Here is an 11,807-nt window from a genome sequence, read left to right on the forward strand (position 1 = left end):
CACCGCGTGTGCGATCATGCGATGGTCCCAGCACAGGCGCTCGGAGAGGCGACGACATGACGAAGACGCACCGCGGGCGGCACGTCCTGTCCGCCGCCCTCGTCGCCGCCGCCGTCGGCGTCGCACCCCTGTCCGCGCCCCGCGCCCTCGCCGGCGACGCGCCGATCGGCCACATCGGCGACACGCTGCGGGTCGACACCGGCACCTTCGTCGCCGACGTCACCGTCACCGGCGTCGCCCCCTGCGACCCCCCGCCCGGATTCGGCTACACCCGCGAAGGCACCTACAAGGGCTTCCCCGGCAGCTCGGTCGAACGCGCGGACGTGGCCATCCACGCCGTGCGGGTGCCCAATCCGTTCATCATGGCGACCATCTTCAACTTCGACGGGGTGACCCCGTACGCCGACGCCTACAAGCCCCGGACCTCCGATGCGCCCGACGCGCTCGACAACGTCTTGGTCAACGCGCCCAACGGGGCGGTCGTGCGCGGCGAGGTGTACTGGGACGCCTATCGCGACCCGGTGTCCACGGTCGTGCTGCTGGACAAGAAGACCGGTTACCACCTCGCGCAATGGAATCTGTGACCCTGCGCCTGGCCACCGCAGACCACGCCGACACCCATCAACTGGCCGAGCTTGCCGCACAGACCTTTTCGCTGGCGTGCCCGCCGTCGATCACCCCCGAGGACATCGCGTCCTTCGTCGCGACGCACCTGTCGGCCGAGCGCTTCGCGCACTACCTGGCCGACCCGGACCGCGCCGTCATCACCGCGACGCGCCATGACCGAATGCTGGGCTACGCCATGATGGTTCGCGGCGCGGCCGACGGCACCGCCGAGCTGTCGAAGATCTACGTGCTGTCCGAGCAGCACGGCCGCGGGGTCGCGACGGCGCTGCTGGAGCGGGCGTTCGACGTCGCCAGGCGGTGGGGCGTGACCGCCGTCTGGCTGGGCGTCAACCGGGAAAACGAACGGGCACAACGGTTTTACACCAAGAGCGGGTTCACCGTCACCGGCACGCGCACGTTTCGGGTGGGCGGGCGCCTGGAAAACGACTTCGTCATGACTCGGCGGCTGCGTTGAGCGCCAAGAGGCGAGACATCGCCCTCAGGTACTTCTTGCGGTAGCCGCCGGCGAGCATCTCTTCGCTGAAGACGCTGTCCAGCCGCTCCCCCGACGCCGCCACCGGGATGCCGGCGTCGTAGAGCCGGTCGGTCAAGGCCACCAGCCGCAGCGCGACGTTCTGGTCGTCGATCCGGTGCACGCCGGTGAGAAACACCGCCGTCACACCCTCGATCAGCGACAGGTACCGCGACGGGTGCATGGTGGCCAGGTGCGCGCACAGCGCGTCGAAGTCGTCGAGCGTCGCCCCGGCCACCCGCGCGGCGCGCTCGGCCACCTCATCATCCGACGGCGGCTGCGGCGCCGGCGGCAGATCGCGGTGCCGATAGTCCGGCCCCTCGATCCGCACGGTGGTGAAAATGCTTGCCAGCGTGTTGATTTCACGAAGAAAATCCTGAGCCGCGAAGCGGCCCTCGCCCAGCTGCTCGGGCAGGGTGTTGGACGTCGCGGCCACCGAGACGCCCCGCTGCACCAACGACGACAACAGCCGGGCGATCAGCGTGGTGTTGCCCGGGTCGTCGAGCTCGAATTCGTCGATGCACACCGCGGTGTAGCCGGCGAGCAACTCGATGCACTCGACGAACCCGAACACGCCGGCCAGTTGGGTCAACTCGCCGAAGGTGGCGAACGCCTTCGGGGTCGGGGGCGCGGGCCCGTCGCCGGGCAGCGCGTAGTACGCCGACGCCAGCAGGTGCGTCTTGCCGACGCCGAACCCGCCGTCGAGGTAGATCCCCACGCCGGGCGTGACCTCGCGGCGGCCGAACAGTCTGCGGCGCCCGGCGCGGCGCTCGACGGCTTGCCTGCAGAAGTCCTGGCAGGCCAGCACCGCGGCGGCCTGGGTCGGCTCGGCCGGATCCGGGTGATAGGTCGCGAAGCTCACGTCGGCGAAGGTGGGTGGCGGGCGCAGCTGGGCGATGAGACGCTCCGGGGAGACGGTGGGATGCCGGTCCACGAGGCGGGCCACCCGGCCCCGAGCGTCCTTCGCGGTGGACCCGTGCATGCGAGAACTGTATCGGCGTGCTGCAATCGAACCCATGCCCGAGTCCGACGCCGCCGGGACCCTGACCGTGCTGCAATCGGCGCGCGAGGTGACCAACGGCGACCTCGCCGGGCTCTACGGCTACCCCGACGGTGCCGACACCTGGCTGCGGGCCAACTTCATCGCCAGCGTGGACGGCGGCGCCACGGCCGACGGCAAGAGCGGCGCGCTCGGCGGTCCCGGCGACCGGTCCCTGTTCCACCTGCTGCGCGAGCTCGCCGACGTCATCGTGGTCGGCGCCGGCACCGTGCGCGCCGAGGGGTACAAGGGCGCCCACCTCGGGGTGGCCGCGCGCCAGCAGCGGCAGGCCCGCGGCCAGGCCGAGATACCGCCGCTGGCCGTTGTCACCGGGTCGGGGCGGCTGGACCGCGACCTGGGCGTCTTCACCCAGACCGAGGTGCGCCCGCTGGTAATGACCAGCCGGGCGGCGGTGGACGCCGCCCGCCGCCACCTCACCGATCTCGGTGAGGTCGTCGACTGTTCCGCGACCGACCCCCACGCCGTCGACCCGGCCGCGCTGCTCGCCGCGCTGCGCGACCGCGGCTTGCGCCGCGTCCTCACCGAGGGCGGCCCGACGCTGCTGGGCGCGTTCGTCGACGCCGAGCTGCTCGACGAGCTGTGCCTGACGGTCGCGCCGTTCGTGGTGGGCGGCTCCGCGCCGCGCATCGCCGCGGGCCTCGGGCAGCTGCGCACCGCGATGCGCCGTGCCCACGTCCTGACCGACGAGGCCGGCTACCTATACACCCGCTACGTGCGGGCCTAGCTACTGTGGTCGGCATGAGTCGGCAATCGGCGCGCGTCGCGGTCCTGGTCGCCGTGGCCGCGCTGCTGGCCGGCTGCGTTCCCGGGCTGGCCGCCGACCCGCGGTTCGCCACGAATTCCGGCGCCCGCCCGCAGGGCGCGGCCACCCCGAAACCTGCGCCCAGCGGGCCGCCGCCGATCGCCGCGCCCAAGAACGACCTGGCGTGGCACGACTGCACCTCCAAGGTGTTCGCCGACGCGGCCGTGCCCGCCCCCGGCGGCGTCCAGCTGGACTGCGCCAGCTACGACGCCGACCTGGACCCGGTCAACGGCGGGACCGGCACCGTCAGCGTCGGCGTGGTGCGGGCCCGCTCCAACCAGACCCCGCGCGACGCCGGGCCCCTGGTCTTCACCACCGGATCCGACCTGGCGTCGTCGGTGCAGTTGCCCGTCTGGTTGGCCCGGGGCGGCGCCGACGTGCTGGCCGGGCATCCGATCGTCGCCGTCGACCGGCGCGGCATCGGCATGTCGAACCCGATCGACTGCCGCGACAAGCTGGACCGCCAGGAGATGCGCGACCAGGCCCAGTTCCAAAGCGGTGACGACCCGGTGGCCAACCTCTCCGACATCGCCAACAACGCCACGACGAACTGCACCGACGCCATCGCGCCCGGCGCCACCGCCTACGACGACGCGCACGCCGCCTCCGACATCGAGCGGCTGCGCAATCTATGGGACGTGCCCGCCGTCGCGCTGATCGGCGTCGGCAACGGCGCCCAGGTGGCGCTGGCCTACGCCGCCGCCCGACCCGATAAGGTCGCCCGGCTGATCCTGGACTCCCCGATCGCGCTGGGCGTCAACGCCGAGGCCGCGGCCGAACAGAAGGTCAAGGGCCAACAAGCCGCGCTGGACGCCTTCGCCGGCCAATGCGTGGCGGTGAGCTGCGCGCTGGGCCCCGACCCGAAGGGCGCCGTCGCCGGGTTGCTGGCCGACGCCCGCGCCGGCCGCGCACCCGGCGGCGTGTCCGTCGCCCAGCTCGCCCACGCCATCGCCGTCGCGCTGGGCTTCCCCGTCGGCGGCCGCGTCGATGCCACCACCAACCTGGCCAACGCGCTGGCGGCCGCGCGGTCCGGCGACGGCGGCGCGCTGACCGCCCTGATCAACCGTGCGGACGCGCTGCGGGACTCCGACGGCCAGTTCGTCAACGGCTGCAGCGACGCGGTCAACCGGCCGACTCCGGACCGGGTGCGGGAACTCGTGGTGGCGTGGGGCAAGCTCTACCCGCAGTTCGGCACCGTCGCCGCGCTCGATCTCGTCAAGTGCGTGCACTGGCCCACGGTGTCGCCGCCGCCCGCGCCGAAGACGCTGAAAGTCGACGTCCTGTTGATGGGCGTGCAGTACGACGCGATCGCGGGCAACGAGGGTGTCGCGGCGACCGCGGCGGCGGTCATCAACGCCAACGCGGCCAGCAAGCGGGTGATGTGGCAGGGCATCGGCCACGGCGCCAGCATCTACTCGAACTGCGCGGTTCCGCCGCTGACCGGCTACCTCAGCAGCGGTAAGTTGCCCGGCACCGACACGTACTGCCCGGCCTGACACTGCTTTCCGCGCAGGATCGGCGCCGGTGTACGGTGCGCTGGTGACCGCAGCTGACCCGACCCTGCGTGAGCGGCTGGGGGCCGCCTTCGGTCCGCGCACCAGCGCCCCGAGCGCCGCGACGATCCTGCGCTCCGCGCTGTGGCCGCTGGCTATCCTCTCGGTGCTGCACCGCAGCATCATCCTCACCCTCAACGGCAACATCACCGACGACTTCAAGCCGGTGTACCGCGCGGTGCTCAACTTCCGGCGCGGCTGGGACATCTACAACGAGCACTTCGACTACGTCGACCCGCACTACCTGTATCCGCCCGGTGGCACGCTGCTGATGGCCCCGTTCGGCTTCCTGCCGTTCTCGCCGTCGCGGTACCTGTTCATCCTCATCAACACCGTGGCCATCCTGATCGCCTGGTACCTGCTGCTGCGGATGTTCAAGTTCACGCTGTCCTCGGTGGCCGCGCCGGCCCTGCTACTGGCGATGTTCTGCACGGAAAGCGTGACCAGCACGCTGGTGTTCACCAACATCAACGGGTGCGTGCTGCTCGCCGAGATCCTGTTCCTGCGTTGGCTGTTGGACGGCCGGGTCAGCCGCCAGTGGTGGGCCGGCCTGGCGATCGGGCTGACCCTGACCCTCAAGCCGGTGCTCGGGCCGCTGCTGCTGCTACCCCTGCTGAACCGGCAATGGCGGGCGCTGCTGCCGGCCATCGCGGTCCCCGTCGTGGTCAACGTGGTGGCGTGGCCGTTGGTGAGCGACCCGATGGACTTCGTCACCAAGACCGTGCCCTACTTCCTGGGCACCCGCGACTACTTCAACAGCTCCGTCGAGGGCAACGGCGTGTATTTCGGCCTGCCCACGGCGCTGATCGTGTTCCTGCGGGTCATGTTCACGGTGCTGATGATCGGCGCGATGTGGCTGCTGTACCGCTACTACCGCACGCGCGACCCGCTGTTCTGGTTCACCACCTCGTCGGGGGTGCTGCTGCTGTGGTCGTTCCTGGTGTCGTCGCTGGCGCAGGGCTACTACTCGATGATGCTGTTCCCGTTCCTGATGACGGTGGTGCTGCGCAATTCGCTGATCCGGAATTGGCCGGCGTGGCTGGGGATCTACGGTTTCCTGACGCTCGACGACTGGCTGATCTACAAGTACATGCGCTACGGCCGCGCCCTGCACTACCTGAAGATCACCTACGGCTGGTCGTTGCTGCTGATCGTGGCGTTCACCGTGCTGTACTTCCGCTACCTGGACGCCAAGGCCGAGGGCCGGCTGGACGACGGCATCGACCCGGCGTGGCTGACGGCGGAGCGGGCCGCGGGCCTATCGGGTTAGCGTGGAGGCATGACCTCCTCCAATGTGTCGCGCCCCAAGGTGCAGCTGACTGACGACGAGTGGCGCAAGAAGCTGTCGCCGGAAGAATTCCACGTGCTGCGCCAAGCGGGCACCGAGCGACCCTTCACCGGCGAGTACACCGACACCAAGACCGCGGGCGTGTACGAGTGCCGCGCCTGCGGCGCCGAACTGTTCCGCAGCACCGAGAAATTCGAGTCGCACTGCGGCTGGCCGTCCTTCTTCGACCCGGCCAACTCCGACGCGGTGATCCTGCGCCCCGACCACTCGCTGGGCCGCACGCGCACCGAGGTGCTGTGCGCGAACTGCCACAGCCACCTGGGCCACGTCTTCGAGGGCGAGGGCTACCCGACGCCGACCGACCAGCGGTACTGCATCAACTCCGTGTGCCTGCGCCTGGTGCCGAGCGGCGGCTAGGCAACGCCGCTAGTCCACCCGGGTGGCGTGGACCTCCCAGAACGGGGCGTGCACCCGGCCGTTGACCAGCCACGGTTCCATGGCGCGGAACCGCTTGAGCATGTCCTCGGTGCGGTCGGCCATGTCGGGGTTGCGGGCGGCCATCATCTCGATCTGTTCGGCGCTCATGTTGACCAGATAGGTGGTGGGGCCGAGGTAGGTGATCTCCCAGCCGGCTGGCGGCAGCACCGACCGGAAGTCGTCCTCGGACAGCGACCGCATCATGGTGAAGCCGTTGACGTCGTGCTGCCCGAATTCGAACATGTACAGCCGCGCGCCGGGCCGGGTGGCCCGGTGCAGCGCCTGCGCGTAGGACCGCTGCAGCTCCGGGTCGGTGTTGAAGGTGTGATAGAAGGCGCAGTCCACGACGGTGTCGAACCGGTTCTCCAGCCCGTCGAGCTTGGTGGCGTCGGCCAGCTGGAAGTCGACCGAGACGCCGGCGGCGCGCGCGTTCTCCCGGGCCCGCTCGAGGGCGGTCGCCGAACCGTCGATGCCGGTGGCCGCGTACCCGTTGGCCGCGTAGTAGATCGCGTGGTGCCCCGGACCGGTGCCCGGGTCCAGCACGTCGCCCTTGACGGCGCCGAGAGCGACGAGTCGCTGCACCACCGGCTGCGGGCCGCCGATGTCCCACGGCGTGGCGGCGGGCAGCCCGTGCGACGTCCGGTCGTCGCGGTACATCTCCTCGAAACGGGCGGGGTCGGTGACGTCGGGGTGGCTCATCTGGTTCTCCTAGGCGGTCACGGAAGCGAATTGATCAGCTGCTCGACGGCCACGCGCGGCCCGGTGAAAAACGGTGTCTCCTCGCGGGTGTGCCGACGCGCGTCGGTGGCCCGCAACTCGCGCATCAGGTCGACGATGCGGTGCAGCTCGGGTGCCTCGAACGCCAGGATCCACTCGTAGTCGCCGAGGGCGAACGCCGGCACCGTGTTGGCGCGGACGTCCTTGTACTCCCGGGCGGCCATGCCGTGCTCGGCCAGCATGCGGCGGCGCTCCTCGTCCGGCAGCAGGTACCACTCGTAGGACCGCACGAACGGATACACGCAGATGTAGGCGCCGGGCTCCTCACCGGCCAGGAACGCCGGGATGTGGCTCTTGTTGAACTCGGCCGGCCGGTGCAGCGCCACGCTGCTCCATACCGGCGCGCTCACCCGGCCCAGCGCGGTGCTGCGCCGGAAATCGGCGTACGTCGCCTGCAGCGCCTCGACGCGCTCGGCGTGCGTCCAGATCATGAAATCGGCGTCGGCGCGCAGCCCCGCCACGTCGTAGAGGCCGCGGACCACGACGCCGCGCTCCTCCTGCTGCTTGAAGAAGGTCGCGGCGTCGTCGATGACGGCGTCCCGGTCCTCGCCGAGCTCACCCGGCTCCACCGAGTAGACCGAGAACATCAGGTAGCGGATCGTCGTGTTCAGGGTCTCGTAGTCGAGTTTGGCCATGAAACCTATCGTGCCACTTGCGCGTCCACGTCCCCGACCGCCCTGATCACGCGCTCGGCGGCCCGCCCGGCCGCGCCCACGCACGCGGGCACCCCGATCCCGTCGAGGTAACTGCCGGCCACGGCCAGCGTCGGCGGCAGCCCGGCGCGCAGCTCGGCGACCAGCTCCGCGTGCCCCGGACCGTACTGGGGCATGGCGTCGAACCAGCGCTGCACGCGCACGTCGACGGGCTCGACGGTCAACCCGAACACCGTGCGCAGGTCCTCCCGCCCCCACGCCAACAGGTCGTCGTCGGAGGCGGTGACGGCCAGCCGCTCGCCGAACCGCCCGAACGACAGCCGCAGCAGCTGCGCGTCGCCGCGCATCCCCCACTTGCGTGACGACAGCGTGATGGCTTTGGCCCGCAACGCTTCACCCGTGGCCACCAGCACGCCGGACGACTCCGGGAACGGGGTGTCGGCGGGCACGGCCAGGGCCATCACCACCGACGAGGCGCTGGCGATGCGGCCCGCCGCCTTCGCGGCGCGCGGCGCGACACCGGCGGCCAGGCCCGCCAGCTGCGGGGCCGGCACGGCCAGGACCACCGCGTCGGCCGGCCAGCGCGCGCCGGTGTCGTCGGCCAGCTCCCACCCCTGCCCGGCGGGTTCGAGGCCGGTGACCGCCGAACGGACCAGCCGCGGGCGCGCCCGCGCGACGAGCGCCTCGATGAGCACTCGGTAACCGCCGTCGAGGGCGCCGAACACCGGGCCGCCGGTGGCCGGCGGCAGCGCCCGCGCGACGGCGTCGGTGAGGCTGGAAGCGCCGGCGTCCAGGGCCGCCGCCAGGGTCGGGACGGCCGCGCGCAGCCCGATGGTGGCCGACGACCCCGCGTACACCCCGCTCAGCAGCGGGTCGACCGAGCGCGCGACCACCTGGTCGCCGAACCGGTCGGCGACCAGGTCGGCGACGGTCGGGTCGCTGCCAGGCCGCCAGTGGAGCGCGCGGCCGGGTTCGGCGGCCATCCGCGCGACGGTCGCCTCGTCGACCAGCCCGGCCACCGACTCCGGCGTCGACGGGATGCCCATCAACGTGCCCGCGGGCAACGGGCGCAGCGCGCCCTGGCTGTAGATCCGCGGGCGCACCCCCGTGGCGGTCAACCGCCGATCCGATAAGCCCAATTCGGCCAGCAGCGCCGGCATTTCGGGGCGGCGCAACACGAAGGCCTCGGCGCCGAGGTCCATCGGCACCCCGGCGACCGACGCGGTGCGCAGGATCCCGCCCGGCGTCGCGCCCGGGTCGAACAGCGTCACGCTCGCGTCGTCCCCGGCGGCCATCCGCAACCGGTACGCCGCCGTCAGCCCCGAAATTCCGCCGCCGACAACGCAATAGACGGTCATACGGAGTGGACCAGCGACACCAGGTCGGTCAGCACGCCGGGATCGGTCTCGGGCAGCACGCCGTGGCCCAGGTTGAAGACGTGCCCAGCCGCGCCGGCGTCGACCGCGCGGCGCCCGTCGTCCACGACGGCCCGCGCGGCGCGCTCCACCGCCGGCCAACCCGCCTGCAGGACCACCGGATCGAGGTTGCCCTGCAACGCGGTTCCGGGGCCGACGCGGGCCGCGGCGTCCGCCAGCGAGGTCCGCCAATCGACGCCGACCACCGACGCGCCGACGGTCGACATGGCGCCCAGCAGTTCGGCGGTGCCGACCCCGAAGTGGGTCATCGGCACGCCGTAGTCGGCCAGCGCGGCGAACACCCGGGCGGTGTGCGGCTGCACGTACGCGCGGTAGTCGGGCAGCGCCAGGGTCCCGGCCCACGAGTCGAAGACCTGAATCGCGTCCACCCCGGCGTCGAGCTGCGCCCGCAGGAAGCCGATGGTGATGTCGGCCAGCTTGTCCAGCAGCGCGTGCCAGGTGTCGGTGTCGGCCAGCATCATCGCCTTGGTGCGGGCGTGGTGGCGGCTGGGGCCGCCCTCGATCAGATAGGACGCCAGGGTGAACGGCGCCCCCGCGAACCCGATCAGCGGCACGTCACCCAGCGCGGCCACCAGCAGCGCGACGGCGTCGGCGACCGGCGCAACCCGCTGCCGGTCAAGGGGTTTGAGCCCGTCGACGTCGGCGGCCGTGCGCACCGGGGACGCGATGACCGGCCCGACGCCCGCGACGATGTCGAGGTCGACGCCGGCGCCCAACAACGGCACCACGATGTCGGAGAACAGGATCGCCGCGTCGACGCCGTGCCGGCGCACCGGCTGCAGGGTGATCTCGCAGACCAGCGCGGCGTCGAAACAGGCCGACAGCATGTCGGTCTGGGCGCGCAGCGCCCGGTACTCGGGCAGCGAGCGGCCGGCCTGACGCATGAACCACACCGGGACCCGGCTGGGTTTACGCCCGGTGACGGCGGCCAGATAGGGCGACTCGGGGAGGTCGCGCCGAGTGCGCGAAGGACTATCCATCGGCCTCAATGCTGCCATGACGGCCGGCTGCGTAGTATCGACGACCGCAGCGAGCGTCGACCCCAGGAGCCGGGATGCCAGTCACTCACCCCCCCGTCAACTACGACGAGTTCCCCAGCCTGCGCTTCGAACGCGGCGACAACGGGGTGCTGACGGTGGTGTTGGACGCCCCGGGCCTGAACTCGGTGGGCCCGCAGCTGCACCGCGACCTCGCCGACGTGTGGCCGGCGATCGCGCGCGACCCCGAGGTGCGGGTGGTCCTGGTGCGCGGCGAGGGCAAGGCCTTTTCGTCCGGCGGCAGCTTCGATCTGATCGCCGAGACCATCGGCGACTTCGAGGGCCGGATGCGCATCATGCGGGAGGCCCGCGACCTGGTGCTCAACATGGTCAACTTCGACAAGCCCGTCGTCTCGGCGATCCGCGGCCCCGCCGTCGGCGCCGGCCTGGTGGTGGCGCTGCTCGCGGACATCTCGGTGGCGGGGCGCACCGCCAAGCTGATCGACGGGCACACCAAGCTGGGGGTGGCCGCCGGCGACCACGCCGCGATCTGCTGGCCGCTGCTGGTCGGCATGGCCAAGGCCAAGTACTACCTGTTGACCTGCGACACGCTGCTGGGCGAGGAGGCCGAGCGCATCGGCCTGGTGTCCACCTGCGTCGACGACGACGACGTGTTGGCGACCGCGACGCGCATCGCCGAGGACCTGGCCCGGGGCGCGCAGAACGCGATCCGCTGGACCAAGCACAGCCTCAACCACTGGTATCGGCAATTCGCGCCCGCGTTCGAGACGTCGCTGGGCCTGGAGTTCCTTAGCTTCAGCGGACCCGACGTGCAGGAGGGGTTGGCGGCGCACCGCGAGAAGCGCCCGGCCCGATTCACGGGCGGATCGGCCACCTGAGCAGGCTCGATACGGTCCGGGCGAGGCCTGGTAACGGGTTGGTCGCGACGCGCGCGCGGCGCGGCGCGCCTGATACCGCGTGTCGGCCGATGGGTCTAGCGTCGGACGCTGTGACCCGCCCCGCGTCCCAGCAGAGCGGCCGCGATGAACAGGAGCGGCGCCAAGTGACCTCGACAGAACCGGCCCCCTTCCGCGAGGCGGTAGCGGCGATGAACGCCGTCACCGTGCGGCCGGAGATCGAGCTTGGCCCCATCCGGCCGCCGCAACGCCTCGCCCCGCACAGCTACGCCCTCGGCGCGGAGGTGAAACACCCCGACCGCGAGATCGTCCCGGAACGTTCCGACGGCGACGCGTTCGGGCGGTTGATCCTGCTCTACGACCCCGAGGGCGCCGACGCCTGGGACGGCACCATCCGCATGGTCGCCTACATTCAGGCCGACCTGGACTCCAGCGAGGCGGTCGACCCGCTGCTGCCGGAGGTGGCGTGGAGCTGGCTGGTGGAAGCGCTCGAGTCCCGCATGGAACACGTCACGGCCCTCGGCGGCACCGTCACCGCCACCACGTCGGTGCGCTACGGCGACATCTCTGGCCCGCCGCGTGCTCACCAGCTGGAGCTGCGGGCGTCGTGGACCGCGCTCACCCCGGCCGTCGGCCCGCACGTCGAGGCGTTCTGCGAGGTGCTCGAACACGCCGCCGGGCTGCCGCCGGCGGGCGTCACCGACCTGAGCTCACGGTCACGCGCCTGAC

13 protein-coding genes are annotated in these 11,807 nt (G+C 71.6%); 8 read left to right on the forward strand and 5 right to left on the reverse strand.

What is annotated here, in order from left to right:
* The first annotated feature begins 56 nt into the window (after positions 1–56).
* A complete protein-coding gene (locus A5700_RS17740; protein WP_068074457.1) occupies positions 57–584 on the forward strand; it encodes a hypothetical protein in 528 nt (175 codons plus the stop codon).
* The gene (locus A5700_RS17745; protein ID WP_068074460.1) at positions 572–1,081 is read left to right on the forward strand and encodes a GNAT family N-acetyltransferase; all 510 of its coding nucleotides are present in this window, start codon (positions 572–574) and stop codon (positions 1,079–1,081) included. The genes A5700_RS17740 and A5700_RS17745 overlap by 13 nt, the downstream gene beginning before the upstream one ends.
* Here the strand turns inward: A5700_RS17745 and zapE are convergent.
* On the reverse strand, positions 1,059–2,156 hold the full coding sequence (zapE, locus tag A5700_RS17750) for a cell division protein ZapE (protein ID WP_156671278.1): 1,098 nt from the start codon (positions 2,154–2,156) through the stop codon (positions 1,059–1,061). The two genes, A5700_RS17745 and zapE, sit on opposite strands and share 23 nt — an antisense overlap.
* On the opposite strand from zapE, the gene A5700_RS17755 reads away from it, so the two are divergent.
* From A5700_RS17755 to msrB, 4 genes are read left to right on the forward strand one after another with little or no spacing between them, the layout of a single operon-like run.
* Positions 2,155–2,922, forward strand: coding sequence for a pyrimidine reductase family protein (locus A5700_RS17755; RefSeq protein WP_068074465.1), 768 nt, complete (start codon positions 2,155–2,157; stop codon positions 2,920–2,922). The two genes, zapE and A5700_RS17755, sit on opposite strands and share 2 nt — an antisense overlap.
* A gap of 14 nt (positions 2,923–2,936) precedes the next feature.
* On the forward strand, positions 2,937–4,496 hold the full coding sequence (locus tag A5700_RS17760; RefSeq protein ID WP_156671279.1) for an alpha/beta fold hydrolase: 1,560 nt from the start codon (positions 2,937–2,939) through the stop codon (positions 4,494–4,496).
* Positions 4,497–4,524: 28 nt separating this feature from the next.
* Entirely contained in the window at positions 4,525–5,823 is a 1,299-nt protein-coding gene (gene aftC / locus A5700_RS17765; RefSeq protein ID WP_068074012.1) for an arabinofuranan 3-O-arabinosyltransferase, read from the forward strand.
* A 24-nt stretch (positions 5,824–5,847) separates the two neighbouring features.
* On the forward strand, positions 5,848–6,258 hold the full coding sequence (msrB, locus tag A5700_RS17770; protein WP_197502934.1) for a peptide-methionine (R)-S-oxide reductase MsrB: 411 nt from the start codon (positions 5,848–5,850) through the stop codon (positions 6,256–6,258).
* Between the two features lie 9 nt (positions 6,259–6,267).
* On the opposite strand, the gene A5700_RS17775 is transcribed toward msrB, so the two are convergent.
* Genes A5700_RS17775 through hemE form a run of 4 tightly spaced genes read right to left on the reverse strand, consistent with a single transcriptional unit; the run spans position 6,268 to position 10,164 of the window.
* Positions 6,268–7,017: a class I SAM-dependent methyltransferase gene (locus tag A5700_RS17775; protein WP_068074016.1), complete on the reverse strand. Its 750-nt coding sequence runs from the start codon at positions 7,015–7,017 to the stop codon at positions 6,268–6,270.
* A gap of 17 nt (positions 7,018–7,034) precedes the next feature.
* The gene (gene hemQ / locus A5700_RS17780) at positions 7,035–7,730 is read right to left on the reverse strand and encodes a hydrogen peroxide-dependent heme synthase (RefSeq protein WP_068074018.1); all 696 of its coding nucleotides are present in this window, start codon (positions 7,728–7,730) and stop codon (positions 7,035–7,037) included.
* 5 nt (positions 7,731–7,735) lie between these two features.
* A complete protein-coding gene (locus A5700_RS17785; RefSeq protein WP_068074020.1) occupies positions 7,736–9,106 on the reverse strand; it encodes a protoporphyrinogen oxidase in 1,371 nt (456 codons plus the stop codon).
* Positions 9,103–10,164: a uroporphyrinogen decarboxylase gene (gene hemE / locus A5700_RS17790; RefSeq protein WP_068074022.1), complete on the reverse strand. Its 1,062-nt coding sequence runs from the start codon at positions 10,162–10,164 to the stop codon at positions 9,103–9,105. Before hemE ends, A5700_RS17785 begins: the two co-directional genes overlap by 4 nt.
* A 74-nt stretch (positions 10,165–10,238) precedes the next feature.
* On the opposite strand from hemE, the gene A5700_RS17795 reads away from it, so the two are divergent.
* Positions 10,239–11,060, forward strand: a complete 822-nt coding sequence (locus A5700_RS17795) for an enoyl-CoA hydratase/isomerase family protein (protein WP_068074024.1) — start codon at positions 10,239–10,241, stop codon at positions 11,058–11,060.
* 209 nt (positions 11,061–11,269) lie between these two features.
* Complete coding sequence (locus tag A5700_RS17800; RefSeq protein WP_369828284.1) at positions 11,270–11,806, forward strand: DUF3000 domain-containing protein; 537 nt, start codon at positions 11,270–11,272, stop codon at positions 11,804–11,806.
* Position 11,807: the final 1 nt, after the last annotated feature.

The organism is Mycobacterium sp. E1214, from assembly GCF_001666755.1.
Taxonomy (GTDB): Bacteria; Actinomycetota; Actinomycetes; order Mycobacteriales; family Mycobacteriaceae; genus Mycobacterium.

Excerpts from the sequence above, each read along its gene's own strand:
- A5700_RS17740 (WP_068074457.1), top strand. The coding sequence starts at position 57 with ATGACGAAGACGCACCGCGGGCGGCACGTCCTGTCCGCCGCCCTCGTC.
- A5700_RS17745 (WP_068074460.1), top strand. The coding sequence starts at position 572 with ATGGAATCTGTGACCCTGCGCCTGGCCACCGCAGACCACGCCGACACC.
- A5700_RS17755 (WP_068074465.1), top strand. The coding sequence starts at position 2,155 with ATGCCCGAGTCCGACGCCGCCGGGACCCTGACCGTGCTGCAATCGGCG.
- zapE (WP_156671278.1), bottom strand. The coding sequence starts at position 2,156 with ATGGGTTCGATTGCAGCACGCCGATACAGTTCTCGCATGCACGGGTCC.
- A5700_RS17760 (WP_156671279.1), top strand. The coding sequence starts at position 2,937 with ATGAGTCGGCAATCGGCGCGCGTCGCGGTCCTGGTCGCCGTGGCCGCG.
- A5700_RS17775 (WP_068074016.1), bottom strand. The coding sequence starts at position 7,017 with ATGAGCCACCCCGACGTCACCGACCCCGCCCGTTTCGAGGAGATGTAC.
- hemQ (WP_068074018.1), bottom strand. The coding sequence starts at position 7,730 with ATGGCCAAACTCGACTACGAGACCCTGAACACGACGATCCGCTACCTG.
- A5700_RS17785 (WP_068074020.1), bottom strand. The coding sequence starts at position 9,106 with ATGACCGTCTATTGCGTTGTCGGCGGCGGAATTTCGGGGCTGACGGCG.
- hemE (WP_068074022.1), bottom strand. The coding sequence starts at position 10,164 with ATGGATAGTCCTTCGCGCACTCGGCGCGACCTCCCCGAGTCGCCCTAT.
- A5700_RS17795 (WP_068074024.1), top strand. The coding sequence starts at position 10,239 with ATGCCAGTCACTCACCCCCCCGTCAACTACGACGAGTTCCCCAGCCTG.
- A5700_RS17800 (WP_369828284.1), top strand. The coding sequence starts at position 11,270 with ATGAACGCCGTCACCGTGCGGCCGGAGATCGAGCTTGGCCCCATCCGG.